This is a genomic window from Pontibacillus litoralis JSM 072002 (assembly GCF_000775615.1).
Lineage (GTDB): Bacteria > Bacillota > Bacilli > Bacillales > BH030062 > Pontibacillus > Pontibacillus litoralis.
Map to the genome: position 1 here is coordinate 1 of NZ_AVPG01000018.1, position 26,856 is coordinate 26,856.

The 26,856-nt window shown below is 39.9% G+C and carries 18 protein-coding genes, 1 pseudogene and 1 riboswitch; of the genes and pseudogenes, 7 read left to right on the top strand and 12 right to left on the bottom strand.

The window, feature by feature from the left end; all coding sequences use genetic code 11:
• The 9 genes and pseudogenes from N784_RS11250 to N784_RS11290 form a co-directional block, all read right to left on the bottom strand.
• Positions 1 to 247: pseudogene (locus N784_RS11250) on the bottom strand (IS66 family transposase); the annotation flags it as partial.
• Positions 248 to 414: 167 nt separating this feature from the next.
• Positions 415 to 1,953, bottom strand: a complete 1,539-nt coding sequence (gene guaA, locus N784_RS11255; RefSeq protein WP_036834994.1) for a glutamine-hydrolyzing GMP synthase — start codon at positions 1,951 to 1,953, stop codon at positions 415 to 417.
• 182 nt (positions 1,954 to 2,135) lie between these two features.
• Positions 2,136 to 2,237: riboswitch (purine riboswitch) on the bottom strand.
• Between the two features lie 31 nt (positions 2,238 to 2,268).
• On the bottom strand, positions 2,269 to 4,479 hold the full coding sequence (locus N784_RS11260) for a transglutaminase-like domain-containing protein (protein WP_052127277.1): 2,211 nt from the start codon (positions 4,477 to 4,479) through the stop codon (positions 2,269 to 2,271).
• The gene (locus tag N784_RS11265) at positions 4,479 to 5,738 is read right to left on the bottom strand and encodes a DUF58 domain-containing protein (protein WP_036834995.1); all 1,260 of its coding nucleotides are present in this window, start codon (positions 5,736 to 5,738) and stop codon (positions 4,479 to 4,481) included. The genes N784_RS11260 and N784_RS11265 overlap by 1 nt, the downstream gene beginning before the upstream one ends.
• Positions 5,735 to 6,691: an AAA family ATPase gene (locus N784_RS11270; RefSeq protein ID WP_036834996.1), complete on the bottom strand. Its 957-nt coding sequence runs from the start codon at positions 6,689 to 6,691 to the stop codon at positions 5,735 to 5,737. The genes N784_RS11265 and N784_RS11270 overlap by 4 nt, the downstream gene beginning before the upstream one ends.
• Positions 6,692 to 6,959: 268 nt before the next feature.
• Entirely contained in the window at positions 6,960 to 7,358 is a 399-nt protein-coding gene (locus N784_RS11275; RefSeq protein ID WP_036834997.1) for a VOC family protein, read from the bottom strand.
• Between the two features lie 135 nt (positions 7,359 to 7,493).
• A complete protein-coding gene (locus tag N784_RS11280) occupies positions 7,494 to 9,146 on the bottom strand; it encodes an amidohydrolase (protein ID WP_036834998.1) in 1,653 nt (550 codons plus the stop codon).
• Between the two features lie 24 nt (positions 9,147 to 9,170).
• A complete protein-coding gene (locus N784_RS11285) occupies positions 9,171 to 10,628 on the bottom strand; it encodes a sodium:solute symporter family protein (RefSeq protein WP_052127278.1) in 1,458 nt (485 codons plus the stop codon).
• A gap of 220 nt (positions 10,629 to 10,848) precedes the next feature.
• Complete coding sequence (locus N784_RS11290) at positions 10,849 to 11,331, bottom strand: hypothetical protein (RefSeq protein WP_052127279.1); 483 nt, start codon at positions 11,329 to 11,331, stop codon at positions 10,849 to 10,851.
• 412 nt (positions 11,332 to 11,743) lie between these two features.
• Between N784_RS11290 and dcuS the strand changes: the two genes are divergently transcribed.
• Complete coding sequence (gene dcuS, locus N784_RS11295) at positions 11,744 to 13,366, top strand: DcuS/MalK family sensor histidine kinase (RefSeq protein ID WP_036834999.1); 1,623 nt, start codon at positions 11,744 to 11,746, stop codon at positions 13,364 to 13,366.
• On the top strand, positions 13,363 to 14,067 hold the full coding sequence (locus N784_RS11300) for a response regulator (protein WP_036835001.1): 705 nt from the start codon (positions 13,363 to 13,365) through the stop codon (positions 14,065 to 14,067). Before dcuS ends, N784_RS11300 begins: the two co-directional genes overlap by 4 nt.
• 82 nt (positions 14,068 to 14,149) lie before the next feature.
• On the opposite strand, the gene odhB is transcribed toward N784_RS11300, so the two are convergent.
• Genes odhB through N784_RS11315 form a run of 3 tightly spaced genes read right to left on the bottom strand, consistent with a single transcriptional unit; the run spans position 14,150 to position 19,772 of the window.
• Positions 14,150 to 15,415 (bottom strand): 2-oxoglutarate dehydrogenase complex dihydrolipoyllysine-residue succinyltransferase, encoded by a 1,266-nt coding sequence (gene odhB, locus N784_RS11305; RefSeq protein WP_036835049.1) that lies wholly within the window; start codon positions 15,413 to 15,415, stop codon positions 14,150 to 14,152.
• A gap of 44 nt (positions 15,416 to 15,459) precedes the next feature.
• Positions 15,460 to 18,291, bottom strand: coding sequence for a 2-oxoglutarate dehydrogenase E1 component (locus tag N784_RS11310; protein ID WP_036835002.1), 2,832 nt, complete (start codon positions 18,289 to 18,291; stop codon positions 15,460 to 15,462).
• Between the two features lie 26 nt (positions 18,292 to 18,317).
• Positions 18,318 to 19,772 carry a DASS family sodium-coupled anion symporter gene (locus tag N784_RS11315; RefSeq protein WP_036835003.1) on the bottom strand — a complete coding sequence of 485 codons (1,455 nt, stop codon included), beginning with the start codon at positions 19,770 to 19,772 and terminating at the stop codon, positions 18,318 to 18,320.
• A 228-nt stretch (positions 19,773 to 20,000) separates the two neighbouring features.
• On the opposite strand from N784_RS11315, the gene N784_RS11320 reads away from it, so the two are divergent.
• The 5 genes from N784_RS11320 (at position 20,001) to cydC (ending at position 26,758) form a co-directional block, all read left to right on the top strand.
• The gene (locus N784_RS11320) at positions 20,001 to 20,666 is read left to right on the top strand and encodes a hypothetical protein (protein ID WP_036835004.1); all 666 of its coding nucleotides are present in this window, start codon (positions 20,001 to 20,003) and stop codon (positions 20,664 to 20,666) included.
• Positions 20,667 to 20,893: 227 nt separating this feature from the next.
• Positions 20,894 to 22,294: a cytochrome ubiquinol oxidase subunit I gene (locus N784_RS11325; protein WP_036835006.1), complete on the top strand. Its 1,401-nt coding sequence runs from the start codon at positions 20,894 to 20,896 to the stop codon at positions 22,292 to 22,294.
• A complete protein-coding gene (gene cydB / locus N784_RS11330; protein ID WP_036835007.1) occupies positions 22,291 to 23,304 on the top strand; it encodes a cytochrome d ubiquinol oxidase subunit II in 1,014 nt (337 codons plus the stop codon). The genes N784_RS11325 and cydB overlap by 4 nt, the downstream gene beginning before the upstream one ends.
• On the top strand, positions 23,304 to 25,025 hold the full coding sequence (gene cydD / locus N784_RS11335) for a thiol reductant ABC exporter subunit CydD (RefSeq protein WP_036835008.1): 1,722 nt from the start codon (positions 23,304 to 23,306) through the stop codon (positions 25,023 to 25,025). Before cydB ends, cydD begins: the two co-directional genes overlap by 1 nt.
• Positions 25,022 to 26,758 carry a thiol reductant ABC exporter subunit CydC gene (gene cydC, locus N784_RS11340; RefSeq protein ID WP_036835009.1) on the top strand — a complete coding sequence of 579 codons (1,737 nt, stop codon included), beginning with the start codon at positions 25,022 to 25,024 and terminating at the stop codon, positions 26,756 to 26,758. Before cydD ends, cydC begins: the two co-directional genes overlap by 4 nt.
• The last annotated feature ends 98 nt before the right edge of the window (positions 26,759 to 26,856 follow it).

Below are 26,856 nucleotides of genomic sequence, written 5' to 3' on the forward strand. Positions count from 1 at the left end.
TCTGTCTTGATAAAGATAATCCAAGGCGTTCCAAAGCTTTTTCTTGTCGATAAAGCGGCATACCATCTACGTACTTTTGTGACATTAAATACGCCATTGCTGAAGGTGATGCTAAACTGCCTGGATACACAGGAAATGGTGATTTAGCGATTTGAATAGGTGTGTTCATTTCATGGCGTTCACAATGACGGCACCCATAGATATAACGCACGTGTTTTTTCACTTTGGCTTGCGCGGGGATAATCTCATGGTGTAGATTTAAATAATTTTCATCCAATTAGCATAGAGCAAGTTTTAAGTATAGTGAAATCAAGAGAAACCAAGTTACTCTAGTGATGGTTACCGAAACGGTTACCAAAACAGAAAGCAGAAGCCTAGAACGTCTTTAAATCAACGTCTAGGCTTTCTTTTCTACTATTCCCACTCAATTGTAGCAGGTGGCTTGCTCGTTACGTCATACACGATGCGGTTTACGTGATCGACTTCATTTACAATGCGAGTAGAGATTCGTTCTAGTACGTCGTATGGAATGCGTGCCCAATCAGATGTCATGCCATCGATGGATGTAACGGCACGGATACCAATTGTATAATCATACGTTCTGGCATCTCCCATGACGCCTACACTACGGAAGTCAGGCAACACCGTGAAATACTGCCAAATGTCACGCTCTAAACCAGATTTCTTGACTTCATCTCGTAATACAGCATCTGATTCACGAACAATAGCTAATTTCTCTTCTGTAACTTCCCCTAATACACGGATGGCTAAGCCTGGTCCTGGGAATGGTTGACGCCATACAATATCGTCTGGTAATCCTAGCTCTGTTCCAAGGGCGCGTACTTCATCCTTAAACAGTGTGTCTAGTGGCTCGATTAGCTCGAATTGCATGTCCTCTGGCAGTCCGCCAACATTGTGGTGGGACTTGATTGTTTGAGCTGTTTCTGTACCACTTTCGATAATATCTGTATAAAGCGTTCCTTGTGCTAAGAAGTCCATATCCTTTAGCTTGTCGGCTTCATCGTCAAATACATAGATGAACTCGTTACCGATAATTTTTCGTTTCTTTTCAGGATCTGCTACCCCTTTTAGTTTGGATAGGAAGCGTTCTTGTGCATCTACTTTAATGACATTCATATGGAAGCCTTCACTGAATGTTTCCATTACTTGATCTGCTTCCCCTTTACGTAGTAAGCCATGATCAACGAAAATACATGTCAGCTGATCCCCAATAGCGCGGTGAATTAATGCAGCAACGACGGAAGAATCAACCCCACCACTTAACGCACACAACACTTTACGATCACCAACTTGTTGCTGAATCTTCTCCACTTCTATCTCAATAAAGCTTTCCATTGACCAGTTTGCTTCTGCTCCACACACGTCAAACACGAACTGCTTCAACAATTGATTTCCGTACTCTGTGTGACGCACTTCTGGGTGGAATTGAACACCATATAACTTGTTTTCCTCATTACTCATAGCAGCTATTGGACAAGATGGGTTCACGGCATCGATTTGGAAGCCTTCAGGCGGTGCAATCACTTTATCTCGATGACTCATCCATACCGTTTGTTGTTCTGGCATATTTGCAAATAATTTAGAACGGCCTTGCACAGTAATGTCTGCTTTTCCGTACTCACTTTCATTTGCACTGTCTACCTTGCCACCAAAATGATGAGACATTAGCTGCATGCCATAACAAATGCCAAGAACGGGAATATCTAAATCAAACAATTCCGGGTCACATCGGAAGCTGTTCTCTTCATAAACGCTGTTTGGTCCTCCTGATAAAATAATTCCGATTGGATTCATGCGTTTAATTTCTTCTGCTGTTAAACGGTGAGAGTGGAGTTCACTATACACCCCAAATTCACGGATTCTTCTCGTAATTAACTGATTGTATTGGCTTCCAAAGTCTAATACAAGCACCATTTCATTCACTTGTGCCATCTTATCCCACTCCTTTTATATATCTTTAAAGAGGTCTCTTATTGAGAGGCTCTTCCGTTCTTACGCTTCCCCAACTATTTTACTTCATATCTCGGCGCTTCACTAGACTACGCACCAAAAAAAAGAGACTTCTACCTCCAAATAGATATAGGAAGGCAGAAATCTCATCATTTCAAAATACACAAATGACGTTCTGCCTTCATAGTCAGAACATTTGTGGTGTTCCGGTAGAGACTCTCAGCCCGTATTGCCGAGGATATATGAAGGGGTATTTTTATTAGGTTGAACTCATTCTATCAACCGTTACATAACCGGTCAAGATAGTGTTTTGTTTATTAAATCTTCCCATAATTCTGTGACTTCATCCCACGGCAAGTTTTGCTCATTTCTATTGTACAATAAACGCTCATACTGATGTGTAAGCCGGCTCATTTGATTCGATTGAAAATAGCGGTCAATCTCCATAGCATATTCCCGTAACGTCTGTCCTTTATTGCGCTTTATTTTAAGCTTTGCTGCTGCTACTTTCATCAAAAAGAAATAACTATCGGTGAATGTAGATGCATTGGGGTTACGTAAGAATCGACGTCGATAGTACATACGCATCAACGGAAAACGATATACATACAACGCTATACTTGTTACTACAGCAATAATCAAGATAAAGACCAACACTCGGTTACGTAACAACGTGCCGCTTGTCTCCTCTTCCTTTTCGTCAGATAGTTCTTCTTCTAATTGTTGCAATTCTGGTTTCTCTTGCTCTTCTTCGTTCAACTTCTCTTTCAACTCTTCTGTTACCTCTTCCCGCTCCTCTTCATCTATTTCATCCGTGTAGAATTCCGTATGGTTCCCAAACCCTTTCGTTGGTTCAAACGGCACCCAACCAATTTGAGGAAAATAGACTTCCACCCATGAGTGGGCATTTTCACTCTTCACCTCATAAATGGTGTACGCTTTGCCATCATCCCCTGTAGCCGAATCGATTCGTTCGCCTCCTGTAAAACCTTTCGCCCATCTAGCTGGAATACCAACACTTCTTAGCATAACTACCATAGAAGATGAATAATTATCACAATAGCCTACTTGTGAATCAAATAAAAATTGGTCAACATAATCTTCCTCTTCTTCTGGTACAGGTACGTCCTCTGTATCATAGCGAAACGCCGATGTTGCAAAATGCTCTTCAATTGCCTTCGCTTTGTCATAGCGATTGTCTTCCTCTTCTACTAAATTACGTGCTAAATTCTCCACCCGATTTGGCAATGACTCTGGGAGCTGTGTGTACTGCTCTTCAATATCAAGCGGGTCCTCTTCTGAAGCTTGTTGCAACTGCTGATAGGAATAAGAAGGCTGATTATAGTCAATCTCATAGCTCCCTACCCGCACTGTCCTTCCATTTCGCATCGGCTGAATGACATTAGTTGTAGCATTAACATTATAGGACATCGCGCCACTCTGGTTTACTCGTTCAATGCCATATGGATATACTAATTTCGTAAAGCTTGCTTTATCAATCATCAAAACCGTAGCTGTTCGCTTCTCAGTTTCTACATTTTCTTGATTAAATGTTTGAATTGGTAATACTTCATCAGGATCAAAAGATTGAAATCTACCCTCTTCTGCATTGATCCACCCTTTCCCTGTATAGAAATCCTTCGTTTCAATGCGCCAATAATGCTCTTCTTCTGCCGCCACTTGAAAGACGAGTGTATTGTCCTGTATGAATGAACCACCTAATTGTTCGTCGTTAGTACCATATCCAACCTTTTGTACTTTCTCATTAGAACCATCCAACCCTTCGGTAGCACTCTGGATAAACGGTACAGGATCCGGCCATTGTGACGTTAATTTCGGTGAAGCGTAACCAAGAATAGTAGCTCCGAGGATAAACATCACTAAAGGATACATCCACCCTTTAAAAAGCCGCTTATGCGCTACTGTGATTTCCTCATCTTTTAATTCTTTCATAATCGATGAAACGCCCATTACGATTAAGGAAATCAGAAACACTCGTATAACAGACGCTTTCCCGTCAAAAACAGTAAAGGTATCTAACACGGTTACGTATACAAACGTTAAAATAACAAAGAAATGGATACGCTTCACGACAACAAACCAATAGTACAACAAATAGCTCATCAACCATAACAGCACTAAAAATAAGATACTTCTAAAAAAGGGGGTAATTTGATCGAAGCGAAGTCCCATTATCATATCCCAGTTATACCGAAGCTGATCCTTGATAGCAAAAAGCCATGAACTAGACAAGAAAGGTTCTGTCATAAACAACTGATCCACGACAAAAGCGAGACCTATCATTTTAAGCGGCGATCCAATATACCACGGCACTCGTAGGAAAGAAATAATAAAGCAAAAGGCCGAATAGATAATGAATGCGGAAACATACTCGGTGTCTGTAATTTGCCGTAGCGGATATAGCCATTCCATAAAAAGGAGAAATCCACACAAGTATATAAATGATTCATATATCCACTGTCGCTTCGTATGCCATAAAGGATCCATTACGTGTTCACCTCAAATACATGTTTCGTCATTTCTTTCTCTGTTAGCACGTTGACCACTACACCACTTGCACGTAGTGTCTCAATCAATTGCCGTTCAGTAGCCTCTATCCTCTCTTGTGCATCTATATATACTAAGACAATTTGATTGTTCGATTGGATGAGTTGCAAAATGCTTTCCTGTAATGAAAGCGTTAATGAAGTCGTCACAAGCATGTACTTCCCACCACTTGCAACGTTACACTTCTCTTGTTGCAACCCCTCAGCAAACGTCCCACTCTTAGCTGGTTCCAACCGAGCTAACTGATAAGAGACTTGTTTTTCCTTCTCTTTAGAAACAGGCGATACAAACCGACTTTCACCAAGTATTAGAAATGTCATGTGAATATGATTTCGACCAAATTGTTGCACGAGTGAAGCGCACATTTCCACACTCCCCTCAAACGCTAACGCTTTATCCGAATTAATTTCATAGGCATCTAGAATAAGAAAGAAGGAAGCATCTCTTTGCACGTCAAATTCTTTCGTCATCATCTTATTTTTTCTAGCAGTATTTTTCCAATCTATCCATGAAAAACGATCCCCTGGCACATAGTCGCGTATACCAGATACAATCGTAGTTTGCTTGCTCCTTTGTAAATGGACGGGCGCACTCCCTCCTTCATTGCGATGAAGCGCCTGATGTATGAATACGTCTCGCTTGGATGGATAGACAAGCACTTTTTCTCCGAGGGTTACATAATGGGTTTTCTTTACAAACCCGAGCAAATCTCCTACCTTCAATCGAACTGTGTGAAAGGTATGCTCTCCCCTCGGTAATTGGTCTAACGTATAGGAAAAGGTAAACTGCTTTCGAAACCACGGGAAAAGAATTCGTTTCACTTTGCGTTGTTGGAATAGAGCGCTAGGGTTACTAAGATAGTCATAGTTATTTGGATGTCCATTTAGTTTCATCATGGTGCCTGGAACATAGTCCTCTACGATGCAGTAATAAACAGGAAATGGAAACTCACGGCGAATAGTTACGGACACCGTAAGTGATTCACCTGAATGAAGAGTCGTTTGTGACAGCTTTCTCTCTAATTTCCAATGAGACAATGGGTAGAATACGAGTACGATTAAATAAAGAAGAAAAGGAAGAAAGGCATAGAACAAAAACCAGCTAACGAATCCACCTTGAAACATAGCATACGCAAACAAAACAACTAATAAAACAACGACGAGCAGCATCTTACTAACAATCGAGATAAACTGCTTCATATTTTACCTATTGGAATGGAAATGCGCTCTAATAACGAATGAATAAGGGACGTCGCTGTTGTACGTTCATATTTAGCTTCATTAGTTAGAATAATGCGATGACTTAAAACAAATGGAGCTAAGTATTTCACATCATCGGGAATAACATAACCCCTTCCTTGAATATATGCGTAGGCTTTTGCCGCTTTCATCAAGGCGATGGAACCCCGGGGACTAACGCCTAAATAAACAGAATCAAGCTGTCTCGTCGCAGAAGTGAGCTGCACGATATAGTGCTGAATAGATTGATTTACATGCACACCCTTCACTTCTTCTTGCATTTGAATTAATTCTTCCTTCGTCATCATCGCTTCTACGTCATCAATCGGGTGGTTACTGGACACAAGCTGGAGCATCTCCATTTCCTCTTGCTCTGTTGGATATCCCATTTGTAGCTTCAACAGAAAACGATCAAGCTGCGCCTCGGGCAATGGGTATGTCCCTTCATATTCAATCGGATTTTGTGTCGCCATCACAAAGAATGGGCGTTTCAACTCCATCGTATCTCCATCTACTGTTACGTGATGCTCTTCCATTCCTTCTAATAAAGCAGACTGGGTTTTCGGTGAAGTTCGATTAATCTCATCTGCTAATACGATATTTCCAAGCAATGGTCCAGGCCGAAATTCAAACTGCATGTCCTTCGGGTTATAAATGGAAACCCCCGTTACATCAGATGGCAACAAATCCGGTGTAAATTGAATCCGCTTAAATTCACAGTCTAACGATTTGGCCAGCGTGCGCACGAGCATCGTCTTTCCTACCCCTGGCACATCTTCAAGCAGAACATGTCCTTGTGCTAACAAAGCTACAACGCTTAACGTAGTCACTTCACTCTTGCCGATAATAACCTTTTGTACATTATTTAATAAATCCTGCACTTTTGAATGATAGAGAAACGTTTGCTGGGACATCTATATATTCCTCCTAGTAATCTCATTAAATAAATTCATCTACATTTACTATACTATACACAGGTGGGATCAACGTAATACAATGCACACCATTTTTACCCACAAAAAAATCCCACTCTCGTTACAAGCGGGATTCATTTCTATATTATAACGTAACAATTGGTTTCTTCTCATAAACCATCAAAAAAGTAGTTTCGTATTATTTCAGAATGCGCTAAAACCCACATACTAATCAGGATTTGTTGAAAGCTGTATTAAGTTCCTCCTATTATTTAGGTAAATTTAATTGCCACGAAACTCCATAACGGTCATTTAACCAGCCAAATTTATTACTAAAGCCATAATCACCTATTGGCATAATTACTTGCCCACCTTCGTTCAGTTTCTGATAAAGATTGTCAATCTCTTCCTCAGTATGACAAGTAACAAATATTGAAAATGAAGGAGTGAAAGAAAACTGATGATTTATATTACTGTCTATGCACATAAATTCTTGACCTTTCAAAGTGAAAGTTGCCTGCATCACAGTTCCTTCATCCCCACTTTCATTTGAACCATATCGAACAATATTTGTAATTGTTGAATCCTCAATCAGTGATGTGTAAAAATTCATTGCCTCTTCTGCTTTGCCCTCTTGAAACATTAAAAATGGTGTGACCTTTTCCATTATACATCTACTCCTTTTAGTATCTACTCTCTAAATTATTATTCTACCCTATCCATTCTTCAACAAATCCGCTACGTTAGTTCAATAACAAGTATTTCAAATAATAAAAACTTTTTTCAACACGCTTAGTTTCGGCTATCGTTCCGTATCAGTGTTAATGTTCTCATAAACCATTTCTCCATTTATAAAGGTTGCTTTAACTGTAATATCTTTAATCGTTTCAGGTTGTACTGCTACCGGATCTTCTGCTAACACGACGAAATCCGCTTTCTTTCCAATTTCAATGCTACCGGAATGATCTTCTTCAAAGTTAAGCACCGCGCCATAAATCGTCATAGCCTTAAGAGCTGTTATTACATCAATGCGCTGCTCTGGCCCCAACGTTCTCCCTTCTCTCGTCGTTCGATTCACAGCAGCCCAGACAGAGAACAACGGTGAGATTGGAGTTACAGGACAATCTGAGTGTAACGTAAATAAAAGTTGATTGTTTACGGCTTCCGCCAATGGACTAATACGTTGCGCCCGCTCAGGCCCAAGAAAAATTCGCTCATGACGATCTCCCCAATAATACACATGATTAATGAAAAAGGACCCAGCTACACCAAGTTGTCTCATTTTCTCAATATCTTCTGTTGTTGCTGATTGGACATGTTCAATTCGATGGCGATGATCTGTGCGGGGATACTTATCAATGGCATAATAATAGGCATCCAAAATCGAACCAATCGCTCTGTCCCCATTGCCGTGTATCGTAATTCGGAAACCACGTTTATGAAGATCAAGCACTTCTTCCTGAAAAGGACCTTGCTCATGAATGAAGTCACCAAGCACATCGGGATACTTATGATACGGTTTTCGCAACGCGCCTGTTAACCCTTGAATGGACCCATCTTGAAACATTTTCACACTGTCAAGTTGCACTAACCCATCAGACCGTAACATTAATTCTTCATTTAATTGTTCAGGCGTGTACAGACCGAAATGTGCACCTTCTCCAAGTAGGTAGTGCATCATCATTAAACGACTTCGCATCGGATTCACCCGTCGTTTTGCCGCTTGCACATGCGCTTTTAATTCATCTAATCCAGAAACTGCTGCATCTGAGTTCGTTGTAATACCTTGTGCAACATAGTCATTCGCTGCATCTTGCAAGGCATCTACCATTTCTTCTACCGTTGGAGCTGGAATTTTTTCAACGATAGGATTCATGGCTCCTGGCTCGTATAACACCCCATTTAATCGTCCGCGTTCATCTCTGCCAAAATGACCAGCATCCGGCTCTGTAGCAAAGTCATCTAATCCTGCATACTCGAGGGCAAGCGTATTAACAGAAGCTAAATGTCCAGAAATGTGCCTTACGATGACAGGATTCGAAGGGCAAGCTTGATCTAAATCCTTTCTAGTTAAATGTTTCCCTTCCGCAATCAATGTATCATCGAAACCATATCCTTGAATCCATTCTCCATTTTTCGTTTCTGACGCCTTATTTGCAAGTAATTGAAGAACGTCATCTATCGATTCATTCAGTGGTGTACTACAATTCACGTGCTTTTTCAACAATCCATACATCAATATGTGATTGTGTGTGTCAATGAATCCAGGCAATAACGTATCGCCTTTTAAGTCAACTACTGTCATTTCGTCTGTAATCACAACGTCTTCTTCAGGTGGAATAGCGCCCTGCCAAACTCCCGTAATTACCCCATTTTCTACAGCTACACAGCCCGCTTGACTATTTCGTTCATCCATCGTCCATACATTTCCGTTAATAAACAATACCTCTACCATTTTGTCCCCAACCTTTCCTATTCATTATTTCGCTACAGGTTGCACTTTTTCTTGTAATGCTTCTTGCTCTTTAGTATCCTTCATGGAAAAATAATAAGCCTGAACATCCTCATCTGCCGAGTGCTTTGTCCCTAAACTAACGGAGACAATGAGCACGAATGATATAAGTAAGCCCGGAATAACCTCATGAATGCCAAAAGGACGCCCTGCCATTGTCCAGATTATTGCTGTTACTAGAGACCCAACCACACTCGTTACCATCCCGTTTTTGGTAGCTCGTTTCCAAAACATTGCAGCTAGCATCGGCATGACCATCGTAATCGCCGATAAAGACAATGCGTACGTGTAAATGGCAATAATATCTGTGATCATGAGTGCGACAACTAAACCACCTAAAGCCATACCCGCAACAGATAGCCGAGATACGTTCAATACTTGCTTACTCGTTGCTTCTGGGGCAATCCAGCCTTGATAAATATCTTTAGAAATATTCATTGCACCACTTAACAGAAAAGAAGTAGCTCCTGTTAAGACGGCTGCAAACAAGGAAACCATGAATAACCCGCCAATAGCAGGAGGAAAGACAGAAGTTAAAAACGTCGTATAAACAAGATCTGGATTTGTACTTAAAGGAATGGACTGTCTGGCTATTACACCAATCCCAATAGCAAATAATCCAACAAGTTGTGCTAGAACAAAGCCAGTCACGACAGCTCTTTTCGCTACTTTCTCTGTTTTTGCCGCTGCAAGACGTTGCCACGACGTTTGCCAAACTAAATAAAACGGTCCAAACACAATCATGTAATTCAATAAGTATTCCCAGCCAATACCAGTGAAGCTCATTATTTCTTCTGGCGTATTCTCTAATACCACATTTGAACCACCGACATAATTCAACCCGACAATAAACATAAAAATGAGCCCTGCTAGGATTAACACCGATTGAACAGCATCTGTCCAAGCAACACTAGGCAACCCACCCATTAATGTAAACGACACGCAAATAACAAAACCAATTAACATGGCCGTTATGAATGGAATATCAACAATCGTTGTTAGAATCGACCCCATCCCAACAACCTGCATGCCAAAAGTAGGCGTCATATACAGCACACTTATCACTAAAGCAGGAATAAGCCCTGCTGCTTTGCCAAAACGACGAACGAATAAATCAGGTATTGTATAAAGCTTCAATTTCCGTATCGTTGAGCCAAGAACCAGCGCAAGGAATACGGAGAATACCATCGTCGGAAGCCCTACAATAAACCAGGACAACCCAATGTTAAATCCCTTCCCCGCTGCCCCAATGACCGCTGCCGAACCAAGGGAAGTAGCCACAATACTTCCGCAAATCGGGAAAAAGCCCAAACTGAAATTGGCCATCGTGTAATCATCCGCAGTAGAAATCTTACGCGAGTAATACGCACCAACACCCAAAATGCTAACAAGAAAGAAAACAAGCCAGAAAACGTACCAAGCCATTACGTCCACCTCTTTCAACTATTCATTTCAACTAGAATAAGCGTTCCTTTTATTTGAATTTTACAAATAGTAATGAAAGAGTTGCAATATTGTCCTAATATTCGGACCAGTTCTAACAACTAACTGGATAATCTCCACATCTTGACATTAAGTTTTTTTAACAGAAAAAGACACCTCATTGAGATGTCTTTTTCTGTTAAAATGTGGTTATGATCAATTTTTACTCAAACTGATCAATTATTTTACCCATCGGGAAATAATCCAAATCATTGTCATCCGTTTCTTTTTCATTTCGATTCATGGATACTTCCGCAAGTCCAACAAAGTCTATTGTTAATACTTCCCATCCTTCATGCTTCAAAAACTCATCGCCCGCACTGCTATAGGCAACCTGAGCTAACAAAGTTTTATCATTTATCATATCGTTATCACCTATTTCGATAACTGCTTTTATTTCTCCATTGCTAATAGTTAGATCTTTTATTTCATCATTTTCTTTTAATACATGATCCTCTAATATTTCTTTCGCTTTATCGACATTGAAGCCGTTTTGTTCACTTTTTTCCTCAGGCTGTTCTTCCTGCTTCTTCTCCCCACTCTCATTTCCCTTATCGGCATTGGCCTCATTTTCTACTTCTCCAGAACAAGCAACCAATACAATACTAAAAATACTAATAACAAACAACAAGAATACTTTTTTCAAATTCTTCTCCTCCATACAACAGAATAAAAATATTATGCTATATACAGGCTATTTTCGCAATATAAATTTCACCATTTATACCATCTAAAGGACTATATAACGGGAACAAAAATACTTATTATGGTTTTTTTGTAGTTCTAATTGAATTACTTTCATTTTTTAACAGGCATTGCAATTAATTAACTTACGCTGAGGCCTTTGTCTAGATATATAATTAGAGTAATTACATGGAAAAACTGTTGTAGCAAACGTCATAATACGTGCTTCATTCATTCTTTTCATGTCTTATCGCTCTAAACATTTCGACAATTTATTGTAAATGTTAAAATACACTTTGCTACTCCCTACATCCTCTTCTATAATGGAAAATGTTAGTTGCATTTTATCCCCACACATCGGAAGGGTTGTTTACATGAACGGCAAAATGACACTCATACACCGACGAAAGCTAACGTTACAATCCATTATCTTACTATTAGTATTTGCAATCGTTCTTGTTTCTGTCTTGATAACAAACCTTTTTCTAGCAAATCATTTGAAAGAACGAACGAAAGACAACCTAGCTAATGAAATTCTCAATATTGCCCGTATGACTGCCCAATCCTCGATCGTCATAGATGGATTAGAAGATGAGGCAGAGAGAGAAGTGGTGCAAACATTTGCTAATGAAAGAAAAGAGCTAACCAACGTAGGGTTCGTTGTCGTATTAGATAGGAATCTGATCCGCTTATCGCACCCAATAGAAGAAGAAGTAGGAAAATCCTTTTATAATCGGCAAGATGCTGCTGCTGCACTAGAAGGAGAAGAATATCTCTCTGTCGAAGAAGGTCCACTCGGAGTTGGCATGCGCGTATTCACACCTGTGTATAATGACAACAAGGAACAAATTGGGATTGTCGTCGTTGGTGTCTCACTTGATAACGTCCATGAGCAAGTTCGTAACGGAATGATAATCGTTCTAATGGCCGCTATCATTCAGTTACTGTTCGGTTTAGTTGGAGCAATTTGGATTAGCAAATACATTAAGAAAATACTATTCAACTTAGAACCAGAAGAAATCGCCCACCTATTAGAAGAACGCAACACCATGCTCGAATCAGTCAAAGAAGGAATACTTGCTGTCGATCAACACGGGAACATCTCATTAGCGAACAAACAAGCTACTCAATTAATGAAATTACCAGACTCAACAAGCCTTATCGGGCAATCTGTTGAACACTATATGCCAATCATTTTAAACGTTATTCAAGATGGTAAATCTGTTGATAATTGGGAAGTACATTTTTTCGGCAAAACGGTACTTGTGAACTGCACGCCGATTTATGTAGACAGTCATATGGTTGGAGCAATTGCTACCTTTCGAGATAAAACAGAGATCCAACAGCTAATGAAAGAAATTACAGGAGTCAAAAATTACTCCGATGCATTACGAGCACGTTCTCATGAATTCAAGAATAAATTGCACGTTATTCTCGGCATGCTTCACCTCAAGAAATATGAGGAGCTCGAACAGTTTATTCCTACCATTTTATCCGATTACCAAGCAGAAAAAGGATTTATCATTCAGTATATTAAAAATCCCATACTAGCAGGATTTCTATTAGGTAAAAACAGTAAAGCTAAAGAAAAAGGCATTCAATTTCACATTGATGAAACTAGTGATTTTTCTGGTGAAATTGAGATTGACATCATGCACGACTTAATTACTATTATCGGTAGTTTAGTGGAAAACGCCTTTGATGCAGTAGAGAATCGAGAAGAAAAGAAAGTATCCTTATACATTGCACTGGATTACGAAAACCAGACGATAATAGTAACGGTTCATGATAATGGAATAGGCATTTCACCGGACAAATTACAAACCATTTTTCACAAACATTATTCTACTAAGGGAGAAAATAGAGGCTACGGTTTATACTTAACAAATAGAGCTGTCGAAAATCTAAACGGGGAATGGGATATTGATACAGCAATAGGAAAAGGAACAACCATTCAAGTTACGATCACCATTCCAAATAAGGGGGATGAAGAATGATTGAAGTACTCATTGTAGAAGATGATCCGATGGTATTACAAGTAAACGAAATGTATCTGAATGAAGTAGATGGATTTCATTTAAAAGGAAAAGCGTCCTCTGCTCTTGAAGCCATTCAGCTTATCAATACACATGAGTTTGATTTAATTTTATTAGATATATATATGCCTCAACAAAACGGGCTTGAGCTCCTGAAACGCATCCGTCAACAAGACATTAACATCGACGTCATTATTATTTCTGCCGCTTCTGATACTCGATCGATTCAAATTGCTCTTCAGCACGGGGCTTATGATTATATTATTAAACCTTTTCAATTTATCCGCTTTAAAGATGCCTTAATCAAATATCAACAGAAAAATCATATACTCCAACAGCAGAAGCTACGTCAAGAGGAACTTGATAAATATTTATTAGACATGAGCCAATCGCATTCCAATCAAAGACTTCCAAAAGGGTTAACAACGAATACATTAACACAAATTTGGAACCATATCACTTCTCTTGAAGAAAATAGTTTCTCTATTGAGGACCTTGTTGATGCGATTCACATTTCGAGAACATCCATACGGAAATACGTCCAATTCCTTGAACAAATTGATGTGTTAACTTCCTACACGACATATGGTCATGTTGGTAGACCATTAACCCTTTACCAATATGTTGAGTCAAATCAAACGAACATCGATCCCTATTTATAGATTATTGAGATTCTTCGCTATTTTCGAATCATGTAAAAAGAAGCTGTCGAATACGCATTAGACAGCTTCTTATATTCATAGATTATCCTTCTAGTAATAAATCAAATGGGTCTTCTAACATTTGTTTCACACGAACTAGAAATTGAACAGCATCCTTACCATCCACAATACGATGATCATAAGATAAAGCGATGTACATCATTGGACGAACTTGAATGGAGTCATCTGGCATAACCATCGCTCGTTTCTGAATGTTGTGCATACCCAATATACCAACTTGCGGAGCATTCAAAATCGGTGTTGACATCATCGACCCAAATGTCCCACCATTGGTAATCGTAAACGTACCACCTTGTAGCTCATTAAGCGTTAATTGCTTCTCTCTCGCCTTTACACTTAAACGACTAATGTCCCTCTCAATTCCTGCAAAATCAAGTCGATCCGCATCTCGGACAACTGGTACAACAAGCCCTTCCTCCGTGGAGACGGCGACACCAATATCATAGAATTTTTTCGTCACTAACTCATTGCCTTGAATTTCTGCATTTAGTAACGGGAATTCCTTCAATGCTCCTACCACCGCTTTTGTAAAGAACGACATAAAGCCGAGTTTCACATCGTGTTTATGAATAAAAGCTTCTTGACGTTCTTGACGAAGCTGCATCACGTTCGTTAAATCAACTTCATTAAATGTTGTAAGCATAGCTGTTTGTTGCTGTGCCTCTACTAAACGATTCGCTATAGTCATACGACGACGTGACATTTTTTCTCGTTGTACTGGCTTGGCATTTTGTTGCTTACTTTGTTCTTGCTTGATTGGTTCATCTGTATGTCGCTCTACTGGCTTCTGTACTTGCTCATATTTCCTTGCTACATCCTCTTTACGAATGCGACCAAATGGATCACTAGGTGCGACTTCTCGTAAGTCAACTCCCCACTCCCTTGCCCATTTACGAGCAGAAGGGGTTGCCATAATCGGTTCATCGTTACCTTCTGCTTGTTTTGTTGTCATAACTTGTGGTGATGTCGTCGCACCATAATCCTTTTGATTTGAAGCCTCTTTCGTACATGTTGACTTCAGCGCTTCTTGAACGTCTACAGAAGAAGATTGCTCCTCTTGACGCATGTTTGCAACTATATCTCCTACTTCGACGTCTTCTCCTTCTCCTCGAACAATATCCGTTATAACTCCTGTATAATCCGCTGTTACTTCTACATTCACTTTATCCGTCTCAAGCTCGATTAAGGGATGACCTTTCTCCACATAGTCTCCTTCCTTTACAAGCCATTGAGCAATCGTACCTTCTGTTATCGATTCTGCAAGTTCAGGTATAACAATATTCGCCATCTTCATCATCCTCTTTCTCCCTTTTAAGTGGTGTATATGATTTATTATTTATAAGCGGCATATTGCGTAACATCTAATTGCGTTAATGCTTGATGGATAATTCTCTCTTGCTCCCGTTTGTGAACGATCGGATTCCCTTCTGATGGACTTGCCATCGGTGGGCGACCAACATATTGAACTTTTATTTCTTTTGGCGATGCATGGTGTAGTAATGGTGCAATGTACGTCCAAGCCCCCATATTTTGCGGCTCTTCTTGCACCCACATTATTTCTTGTAAATTGGTGTATTTCCCTAATATATCTTTTACTCGTTTTTCCGGGAATGGGTATAACTGCTCGATACGAATAATATCTAACCAATCATTCGTATCATCATGTGCTATTTGATCCCCTAACTCTACTGCTAATCGACCTGATGTAAAGACAACTCGTTTCACTTTATCACGTTGATGACCAAGACCTGGCTGTTCTATAACCGGTTCGAACTTCCCATTTGTAAACTGCTCGATGTACGCACTTGCTGATGGGTTACGTAGCAAGCTTTTTGGCGTCATAATAACGAGGGGACGAATATGCTCTGTTCCTAGTAAAGCGGCTTGTTTCCGCAACAAATGAAAATAGTTAGCAGTTGATGATATATTTGCTACTGTCCAATTATTTTCAGCACATAACTGTAAGTAACGCTCTAGTCTTCCGCTAGAATGTTCCGGTCCTTGCCCTTCGTACCCGTGGGGCAATAGCATAACGATTCCGGATTGCTGTCCCCATTTCTCTTTCCCAGCAGAGATAAATTGATCAAACATCACTTGAGCTCCATTTGCAAAGTCTCCAAATTGTGCTTCCCACATGACTAATGTTTCAGGAGAACACACACTATATCCATACTCAAAGCCAAGTACAGCCATTTCGGTTAGTGTACTATTATGAATGGCAAATGAAGCTTTACCACCTTGAAGGTGATGCATTGGCGAATATTTTTCTCCGGTAATGTAATCAGATAGTACAAGATTTCGATGCGAGAACGTCCCTCGCTCACTATCTTGACCTGTAAGTCGAATTGGCGTTCCATCCTTTAGAATGGATGCATAAGCTAATGCTTCTGCATGCCCCCAATCGATTTTCTTATGATTGTCCATTGCATCTATTCTTCTCGTTAAAATCTTCTTCAGCTTACCGAACACGTTAAAACCTTCTGGCCATTTTACTAAATCCTTATTTAAGGCAAGTAAAGCTTCTTTAGAAATGGCTGTTTCCACATCAGGCATGCTATCTTTCCCTTGATAAACTCGCTCTTCTATAGTCTGGACTTCTTCTTTGTCATCAGATAGAGAATCAAATGCTTGCTGGAACAAATCGTTTACCATCGCTTCCAAATGGTCCATCATTTGCTCAGATAACGCTCCAGTCTCTAGTAATTGTTGTTTGTAAACACGTGTAATCGTCGGATGTTGGTCCACTTTGTTATACATTAATGGACTCGTTGCTCTCGGTTCGTCCATTTCATTGTGTCCCATACGTCGATAACCAATCAAATTAATAAGAATATCTCTTTGAAACTGTGTGCGATATTGGAACGCCAATGTTGCCGCCTGAATACACGCTTCTGGATCATCTGCATTTACGTGTATAATCGGCATTTCATATCCTTTCACAACATCACTTGGATAATGAGTAGAACGGTCATCTTCGCTTTCTGTCGTAAAACCAATGCAATTGTTCGCAATAATATGCACCGTTCCCCCTGTACTATATGCATTCGTGTTAGCGAAGTTTAATATCTCGGTCACGACTCCTTGCCCTGTAAAAGCAGCATCGCCATGGACTAATATCGGTAAAGCCTTATCCTCATGTTGTTCAGGATAACCTACATTCGTTCGATCATCCTGCGCAGCACGTGTACATCCTTCCATCACTGCCCCTGCAAATTCAAGATGACTCGGATTGTTCCCTAGTGACACGCGAATGGTATGCCCGTTCACTTCTTTCGTTTTCGTTGCCCCTAAATGATACTTCACATCACCCGTACTACCTTCCGTAAGTTCAAGTGATGGGTCTTCGTTCACCCATGCTGCATGCTTGAATTGAGCAAACATCGCTTCATACGGCTTATCTAGCACGTGAGTTAAAACGTTCAAACGTCCTCGGTGAGCCATTGAAATCATTACATCATCCACTTGTTCCGCAGCCGCTAACTCGATTAACTCATTCATAACAGGCACTAAGGATTCTAAGCCTTCAACGGAGAAACGCTTTTGACCAGTAAACATTTTCTGAAGGAACTGTTCAAACCCTTCTGCTTTGCATAACAACGTAAATAAACGCTGCTTATCTTCATTCGTTAAACGAGCCAATGACTGTTTGCTTTCTATTTTGTCTAATAACCATTGGCGCATTTCTGGTTGTACATGATCTAACTCAAAACTAATTGAAGCACAATAGGTTTTCTTTAAATGATGAATGGCTTCTAATGCGTTTGCAAATTGGTTAGCATGTTGGGAACAAACGAAAGACGCTGGAATCTCCTTTATATCTTCCTCTGTAAGCCCATACGTTGACATTTGAAGCATGGACAAAGGCGTCTGCTCTTCTAAAGGATAAATATTAGCTTCTAAGTGTCCATACTTCCGTATATTGTTCGCTAACTCCACAGTTGCGGCTAAGTTTTTCATTTTGTGAAGAACAAGGTGAGTAGAATCACCTTGTTCTTCAATAGATACAACTGAATGAGCCGGAATGGTTGGCGCTCCCCATTGATCGAACATTTCTCGATAGCTTGGTTCTACGATTGTGACATCTTCTTTATACAAATCATACTGTTCTAAAACGTATCCGAGGTTAATGCTACTTAATTCGTTCCAAGGGTTCTTTAAACTCATTACGTTACACCTCTTCATTTATTTTTTTATAATAAACCAACCCACTGCCAATAGGTTGCGCTAAATACTAATATCAATATATAACCAACAATGGTAATCGGAACACCCGATTTAAGAAAATCTTTCGTAGTAAATGTACCTGTACCGTATGCAAGCATGTTCTGTGGTGCGTTCACAGGAAGTAAGAAGCCAAAACAGATTACAAATTGCATAATGAGTACTAATCCTGGTCCATTAAAGGATGTAGGTTCCATCCCTATGACCAATGCGATCACAATCGGAATAAGCGTAGAAGCTAGACTTGTTGCACTGGCAAATCCTAGATGAATAAAAATATTAAATGCCGCTAACACCGCAATCATACCTAGTAAAGACAAGGACGTTACCCCTAAGGCCTCAAACGTGTTAGAGGATAACCAAGTTGCGGCTTCAGTATCTAACAACACTTTCCCAAGGGAAATACCGGTAGCAAATACAATTAATGTTCCCCAAGGAATTTTATTTTGCACTTCTCCCCAATTAAATATACCAACTTTCGGCGTAAGCATAATCGCAACTGCTATAACCATTAAAGTCGTTGAATCAAATGGATGAATCACACCTTCTGTGGACCATAAAATAAGTAAGCTCAAAGAAATTATAATTAATCGTATTTCCTCCGCTTTGATGTTCCCTAATTCGTTTAACTGCGCTTGAATGGAATTGCCGCCTGTAAGCTTGGTTTCTTCTGGTTTTATTAATCTTGTCATAATAATGTATAGTAATATCGACATAAGTATGGACCATGGAGCGGCATATAAGAACCATTCTCCCCAAGCTACATCGACACCGAATTCACTTTGCATAAAACCTAGTGCCACCATATTTTGCGCAGCAGCTGTCTTAATACCGACATTCCAAATGGAAATAGATTGAACTGCTGTTATGACGAGCAATGCAGCTAAGCGACTCGTCTTCCCTAGACCGAATGCCGCTACCATCCCTAATAAAATAGGAATAATTGTACCAGCGCGTGCGGTAGCACTTGGAACAAACAATGCTAAAACGAAACTAACTAGTATCGTTCCAATTACTAGACGATTTGCTTTGATACCTACTTTCGACATAATGAATAAGGCTAAACGTTGATGCAATCCGGTATGCTCCATGGCTGCTGCTAAAAACAATGCACCACCAACAAGAACAACCGCTGTAGAGCTAAATCCACTAACCGCCATACCTAGCGCTTCTTTCGTACCATATATAGTAGATGGATCTTCAATGGTAGGAGATAATCCTACGAATACTGCTAGTAAACCGATAATCATAACAGAACTTACGGGATACTTCACAGCTTCTGTCACCCACAATATGACGGCAAAAGCGAGAATCGCCAATACTCTATGTCCAACAATAGGAAGCGACTCTGGAGTTGGCAACAATAATAGTACTACTAAAACGACAAATGCTAATACTAGTGCAACTAAATCTTTCTTCTTCATTGTTATCCCTCCTTAGTTCCTATTATAAATCCAGCGCCCTTATTGTAAGCGGTAACATTAATTGCATAACACTTTCATTAGTTACATAATTCACAATCTGTTCAAAAACATAAAATGAGAAAATCGTACCTACTCTATCAAAAATTAATTCGCTTATACTTAAGGAAAATAAGAGAGAGTCCGATAATCACTAGGAAGAGCAATTCAGAAAAAGGAGTGTGTCATAGGATGAAGAAACGGCTAACACTATTATTTCTAATGGTAGTTTTATTAATGGCAGCTTGTACAAATGATGATACGGCAACAAATGATGAGAAGAATAACACAACAGATGAAGAAACAACAGAACAAGCGCCGAATGAACAAGACCAACAAGAAGAAAACGAACAAGCAGATGACAGTCAAGATAAGGAATCATCAGATGAAACAGAAGAACAAGATTCTCATTCAGATAACGCAAAAGAAGACTTAGGATCTGATGAATCTGAAGAAGGCGCCGAAGAAGAGACAGTTTCCAACGATAACGTGCCTTATCCTAGTGATGCACAAGAAACAGGGAACGCTTCTGTCATCATTTCTACCCCTACTGGCTCATCACATGGTGGTAATATTCCTTCTATTGAAGTGGCTAAAGATAGCATGCTCGTACAAATTACCGTTGATTTACTTGATTTCGATAGCAACAACAAAGTACATCTCTATGTAAACGATCAATTCATTACATCAGAAAAAGTAGACGGCAATAAAACCATTACGATTCCTTTACAAGGGAACAATTTAGCACCAGGTACGTATACAGTGACTGCCGTTCAATATAAAGGGAACAACACACAATCTAACGAAATTATTAATTTATCTAAAGGGAAATATCAACTAACAGAAGCAACTTCTTAATGAAAGGGAGCCTACATAGAACCATTATGAAGGCTCCTTTTTTCCTTCGAAATAAATGCGTGAACATTCCATCAATAACCGTCACAAAATAGCTATATTTCTGTCACAAATAAGACACCCTTTCTTAACAAAAATCCCATTATTATCAGCTACAATAGTATTTGTGAACTTATGAACAAAATAGTCTTTTAAAAAACAGAACCAAAGTCACATTAGGAGGGGAAACTGTGTCAGAACTATTTTTAGCAAGACTCCAATTTGGTGCTACAACCATTTTCCACTTTTTATTCGTCCCATTATCCATTGGGCTTGTATTTATGGTTGCACTAATGGAAACGCTTTACGTTGTGAAAAAACAAGAAATCTACAAGAAAATGGCTAAGTTTTGGGGGCATTTATTTCTGATTAACTTTGCCGTTGGTGTCGTAACAGGTATTATTCAGGAATTCCAATTCGGCATGAACTGGTCAGAGTACTCCCGCTTTGTCGGTGACGTATTCGGAGCACCACTAGCCATTGAGGCATTGTTAGCATTCTTCATGGAATCTACCTTTATCGGTCTATGGATCTTTGGGTGGGACCGTTTATCGAAGAAAGTACACTTATTATGTATCTGGCTCGTATCGATCGGTACGATGTTATCTGCATTCTGGATTCTAGCAGCTAACTCCTTTATGCAAGAGCCAGTAGGAATGGAAATTAACAATGGCCGTGCAGAAATGAATGATTTTGGCGCGCTTATAACCAACCCGCAGCTATGGGTTGAATTTCCACACGTCGTCTTTGGCGCATTAGCAACAGGTGCTTTCTTTATCGGTGGCGTTAGTGCTTATAAATTATTGAAGAAATCTGAAGTTACATTCTTTAGAAAATCATTTAATATCTCCATGGTTATTGCATTAGTCTCTGGATTAGGTATTGCTTTTAGTGGTCACGCGCAAGCACAGCATCTAATGCACTCCCAGCCAATGAAAATGGCAGCAAGTGAAGCTTTATGGGAAGATAGTGCTGATCCTGCACCTTGGACGTTATTCGCGGATATTGATGTAGAAAATCAAGAAAATGCATTAGAAATACAGATTCCATACGCATTGAGCTACTTAACTTATGAGAAATTCTCTGGATCTGTTCCAGGCATGCTATCTCTTCAAGCAGAATACGAAGAAAAATATGGACCTGGTAACTACATTCCACCTGTCAAAACAACTTTTTGGAGCTTCCGTATTATGGTTATCGCAGGCATGGTTATGATTCTTGTCTCCTTACTCGGATTATGGGCAAGTTATCGCAATACAATTATGGAGAAGAAATTCCTATTAAAAACAATGGTAGGGTTAATTTCCTTCCCATTCATCGCTAATACAGCTGGTTGGATTATGACAGAGATTGGCCGTCAGCCTTGGACAGTATTCGGATACATGACGACATCAGCATCTGTATCCCCTAACGTTACGGCTGAATCTTTACTGTTCTCGCTGATTGCATTTACGACCATTTACCTTATTCTTGCGATTGTTCTCGTTTATTTATTCGTTCGTGAGATTAAGAAAGGGGCAGGTTATCACGATGTTCAATCAGATTCGAACATCTCCATTGATCCATTCGATAAGGAGGTTATGCAACCATGATAGAACTTAGTGAACTGTGGTTTATTCTCGTAGCTATCTTATTCGTCGGTTTCTTCTTTCTGGAAGGATTTGACTTTGGTGTTGGTATGGCTGGAAAATTCATTGGAAAAAATGATTTAGAACGCCGGATGCTTATTAATACGATTGGGCCTTTCTGGGACGCCAATGAAGTTTGGTTACTAACTGCCGGAGGTGCGATTTTCGCCGCTTTCCCACACTGGTATGCAACGATGTTCAGTGGTTATTACATTCCATTTGTTATTCTGCTACTCGCCTTAATCGGGCGTGGTGTTTCCTTTGAATTCAGAGGAAAAGTTGATTCACCAACCTGGATAAAAACATGGGACTGGGTTATTTTTATCGGTAGTATCTTACCACCATTCTTATTTGGTGTACTATTTACAAGCTTATTAAGAGGTATGCCAATTGATGAAACGATGACATTACAAGCAGGCTTCACTGATTACGTAAATGTGTATTCTGTAACGGGTGGTGTCACTGTTACTTTACTATGCTTCTTACACGGGCTAGTCTATTTAACGATTCGTACGGTAGGAGATTTACAACAACGCGCACATCGCCTAGCATCCATTATGGTCTACCCTGTTCTTGTATCACTAGTTGCATTTGTTGGCTTGTCTTACTTTGAAACGGACTTATTTACGTATCGTGGAGAAATAACGATCCCACTAATTGGTCTAATCGTTGTAGCGTATCTTCTCGTTATTGTTTTGTTAAAGAAACAACGCGATGGATGGGCATTCGCAATGAGTGGGGCTGGCATTGCCTTAACGATTGCAACTATATTCGTTGCCTTGTTCCCAAGAGTTATGATTAGTTCTATCTCTAGCGCTTACGACTTAACGGTATATAGCGCGGCTTCAGGGGATTATTCATTGAAAGTAATGTCCTATGTAGCATTAACATTACTACCTTTCGTACTCGGATACCAAATTTGGAGTTATTATGTGTTCCGCAAACGTGTTGACGGGAAGGACATGATTTATTAATGAACAAAGCATTACTACAATATGACGGGATGAAGAAAATAATAGCGATTCTTACCTGTTTAACTGTTGTACAAGGGTTATCCATTATTCTGCAAGCTGTATGGCTTGCAGAAGGGGTGACCCATCTTTTTAATGGTGGACCCATTCAAGACAGTTATCCAACCATCTTACTATTCGGAGCAGCTTTTCTTCTACGTTATATCATTCAACATATTAAACAAAAAATCACATATCATTATGCTGAGCATCTAGGAACAAAGCTCCGTAAAGATGTTCTAGAGGCTTTATTCTCTCAAGGCCCTCGTATATCAAGGAAGCTAGGTACTGGAAATGTCGTTACCTTATTACAAGATGGGATTATGCAATTTAAACAATACATTCAGCTCTTCCTACCCAAAATGGCAAACATGGCCGTTGTACCTGTCATGATTGGCATCTATGTATTAACGAAAGACATCACTTCTGCCATCGTATTATTTGTTGCTGTTCCCATATTAGTTGCATTTATGATTTTATTAGGATGGGCGGCTCAGAAAAAAGCCGATAAACAATGGGCATCCTATCGCATACTTTCGAATCATTTTGTTGACTCGTTGCGAGGACTAGAGACGTTGAAGTTTCTCGGAAGAAGTAAAGCACACGCCAAAAGCATCGACCAAGTAAGTGAACAATATCGCACTTCAACGATGAGCACATTACGTATGGCATTCCTGTCATCGTTTGCAATGGACTTCTTTACTATGTTATCCGTTGCAATCGTAGCCGTATTTCTAGGCTTACGATTAATTGAAGGAGAAATGGTACTACAACCCGCTCTAACGATACTCATTCTTGCACCAGAGTATTTCTTACCAATCCGTGAAATCGGCTCTGATTATCATGCGACATTAAACGGACAAGAAGCTGGAAATAAACTACAAGAAATTGTATCTACAAAACGACTAAAAATAGAAGACAATCATGCAATACCATTATGGAATAACGATTCAGAACTATCTTTTCATGATGTGGACGTTTATCATGATGAAGCGACCTCCCCTTCGATACACAAAGCATCTTTAACGATAAAAGGAAAGAAGAAAATTGGTATCGTCGGCGAAAGTGGCGCTGGTAAGTCTACTTTCATTGATTTGATAGGTGGATTTATCCCAACCCAACGAGGCACAATTACGATTGACGGACAAGCATACACGCATCTACAAAGAGAAGACTGGAAGAAACAACTACTCTACATTCCTCAGCATCCATACTTATTCCAAGATACGATTCGGAACAATATTACGTTCTACTCCCCTAACGCATCTCTAGAGGACGTGCACCGAGCCGTTGCTCAAGCAGGGTTAACCGACTTGATTAACGAACTACCAAATGGACTCGATGAGAAAATTGGGGAAGGAGGAAGAACACTAAGTGGTGGACAAGCTCAACGAGTAGCCATTGCCAGAGCTTTATTAGAAAACCGTCCTATTCTGTTACTAGATGAACCAACTGCTCATCTAGACATTGAAACAGAATACGATGTTAAAGAGAAAATGTTTCATCTATTTGAAGATAAACTTGTCTTCCTTGCTACACACCGATTGCATTGGATGATGCAAATGGATTACATTTACTTTATTCATCATGGTGACATCGTAGAAGAAGGAACGCATCAACAGCTCATGGAGCAACGAGGATACTACTACAACATGGTGAAAACACAAATGGGGGACAATCAATGAACGCAACAGGATGGTTTCTTCCTTATTTAAAACAAAATCGTAAAATGCTCTTATTTGTCACGTTTTTCGGATTGCTAACCGCATTCTCAGCGGCCTTTCTTATGTTTACTTCCGGCTACTTGATTTCGAAGTCAGCAACTAGACCAGAGAACATTCTCTTAGTCTATATCCCAATTGTTGGGGTCCGAGCGTTCGGAATAACTCGTGCTGTATCCCGATATGTTGAACGATTAGTCGGACATAACGTTGTACTAAAGATTCTATCTACGATGCGATCACGAATTTATCAGTTAGTAGAACCTCGCGTGTTTTCGAAAGGGGCTACCTTTAAAACAGGAGACTTGCTAGGCATTCTAGCGGACGATATCGAACGATTGCAGGACATTTATATTAAAACGATTTTTCCAAGCATTGTTGCCTTGTCTCTCTATACTTTATCCATTATCGCTCTTGGATTCTTCTCAATTCCATTCGCTTGTTTAATGGCTATTCACGCTGGTGTGTTGTTATTTCTATACCCATTTGTTTCGCTACTCGTTACGAAGGCAAAGGTGCAAAGGATGAAGGCAACACGACATCATTTATATGAGCAATTAACCGATGCTGTAATGGGCATTAACGACTGGCAAATAAGCGGTCGTCAACGGGACTTTATCGAATCCTATGAAAAGCAAGAGCAACAATTATATGAATTAGATCGGTCACGCAACCGGTTTGTAAGATGGAGAGATTCCTCAGCGCAAGTGATCATTGCCATAATGGTGATCGTTATGCTGTTCTGGACAGCATGGGAAACAAGTCAAGGCGACATGGCTTACACACTTATCGCTGCCTTTGTTTTAGTACTATTTCCACTTACAGAAGCCTTTTTACCAATATCAGATGCTGTAAGTGAAGTACCGTCTTATCAAGATTCTATTGACCGGCTCACTCGTTTATCCGATGAACCGAAGGAAGAGCAACAGTTAAATGAAGCCATGTTACAGAAGCTTCAACAAACAGACGACGCAACTTTAACCATCAATCACGTCGCCTTCCAATACGGGACAGATGACCAAACGTTGAAAGACGTAACCTTCACCATGCAACAAGGAGAAAAAATCGCCTTACTCGGTCCAAGTGGCTCTGGAAAATCAACCATTCTAAAATTAATTGAAGGTGCCATCTCTCCTGAGAAAGGATCGGTCCAAATAAATGGTGTAGATACAACTAACTTTGGAAACCATATATCCAACTGGGTTGCCGTCTTAAACCAGCAACCATATTTATTTGACACGACGATTCAGAACAATATTCGCTTAGGAAAGCCAAGTGCAACAGATCAAGAAGTGGAATGGGCAGCTAAACAAGTTAAGCTACACGACTATATTACTTCCCTTCCTGAAGGATACAACACGCACATGCACGAAACAGGCATGCGCCTTTCCGGTGGACAGCGTCACCGCATTGCTCTTGCACGTATCCTACTTCAAGACGCACCAATCGTCATATTAGACGAGCCAACTATAGGACTTGACCCAATAACAGAGAAAGAACTACTGACAACCATTTTCGATGTATTACAAGAAAAATCGGTGCTATGGATTACCCATCACCTGGCATTTGTCAGCCTAACCGATTACGTGTTATTTCTCGATAAAGGTACGATTCATATGGAAGGCAAACACGAGCATTTATTGCAAACAAATGAACGGTATGCACGCTTGTACAAACTCGATCGACCATTTACCTAAAGACACGAGCGTCTAGTTAAATTCGTTTACTAGGCGCTCTTATTAATAATAAGCTAATAGTTATAGAATTTTTCTTCGTAAGTAATGTTAAATAATTT

Bases quoted from the DNA above. Each gene is read 5' to 3' on its own strand.
- N784_RS11320 (WP_036835004.1), top strand. From the start codon at position 20,001: ATGAAGAAACGGCTAACACTATTATTTCTAATGGTAGTTTTATTAATG.
- guaA (WP_036834994.1), bottom strand. From the start codon at position 1,953: ATGGCACAAGTGAATGAAATGGTGCTTGTATTAGACTTTGGAAGCCAA.
- N784_RS11300 (WP_036835001.1), top strand. From the start codon at position 13,363: ATGATTGAAGTACTCATTGTAGAAGATGATCCGATGGTATTACAAGTA.
- N784_RS11265 (WP_036834995.1), bottom strand. From the start codon at position 5,738: ATGAAGCAGTTTATCTCGATTGTTAGTAAGATGCTGCTCGTCGTTGTT.
- N784_RS11270 (WP_036834996.1), bottom strand. From the start codon at position 6,691: ATGTCCCAGCAAACGTTTCTCTATCATTCAAAAGTGCAGGATTTATTA.
- N784_RS11285 (WP_052127278.1), bottom strand. From the start codon at position 10,628: ATGGCTTGGTACGTTTTCTGGCTTGTTTTCTTTCTTGTTAGCATTTTG.
- N784_RS11315 (WP_036835003.1), bottom strand. From the start codon at position 19,772: ATGAAGAAGAAAGATTTAGTTGCACTAGTATTAGCATTTGTCGTTTTA.
- N784_RS11275 (WP_036834997.1), bottom strand. From the start codon at position 7,358: ATGGAAAAGGTCACACCATTTTTAATGTTTCAAGAGGGCAAAGCAGAA.
- odhB (WP_036835049.1), bottom strand. From the start codon at position 15,415: ATGGCGAATATTGTTATACCTGAACTTGCAGAATCGATAACAGAAGGT.
- cydC (WP_036835009.1), top strand. From the start codon at position 25,022: ATGAACGCAACAGGATGGTTTCTTCCTTATTTAAAACAAAATCGTAAA.
- dcuS (WP_036834999.1), top strand. From the start codon at position 11,744: ATGAACGGCAAAATGACACTCATACACCGACGAAAGCTAACGTTACAA.
- cydB (WP_036835007.1), top strand. From the start codon at position 22,291: ATGATAGAACTTAGTGAACTGTGGTTTATTCTCGTAGCTATCTTATTC.
- N784_RS11280 (WP_036834998.1), bottom strand. From the start codon at position 9,146: ATGGTAGAGGTATTGTTTATTAACGGAAATGTATGGACGATGGATGAA.
- cydD (WP_036835008.1), top strand. From the start codon at position 23,304: ATGAACAAAGCATTACTACAATATGACGGGATGAAGAAAATAATAGCG.
- N784_RS11310 (WP_036835002.1), bottom strand. From the start codon at position 18,291: ATGAGTTTAAAGAACCCTTGGAACGAATTAAGTAGCATTAACCTCGGA.
- N784_RS11260 (WP_052127277.1), bottom strand. From the start codon at position 4,479: ATGGATCCTTTATGGCATACGAAGCGACAGTGGATATATGAATCATTT.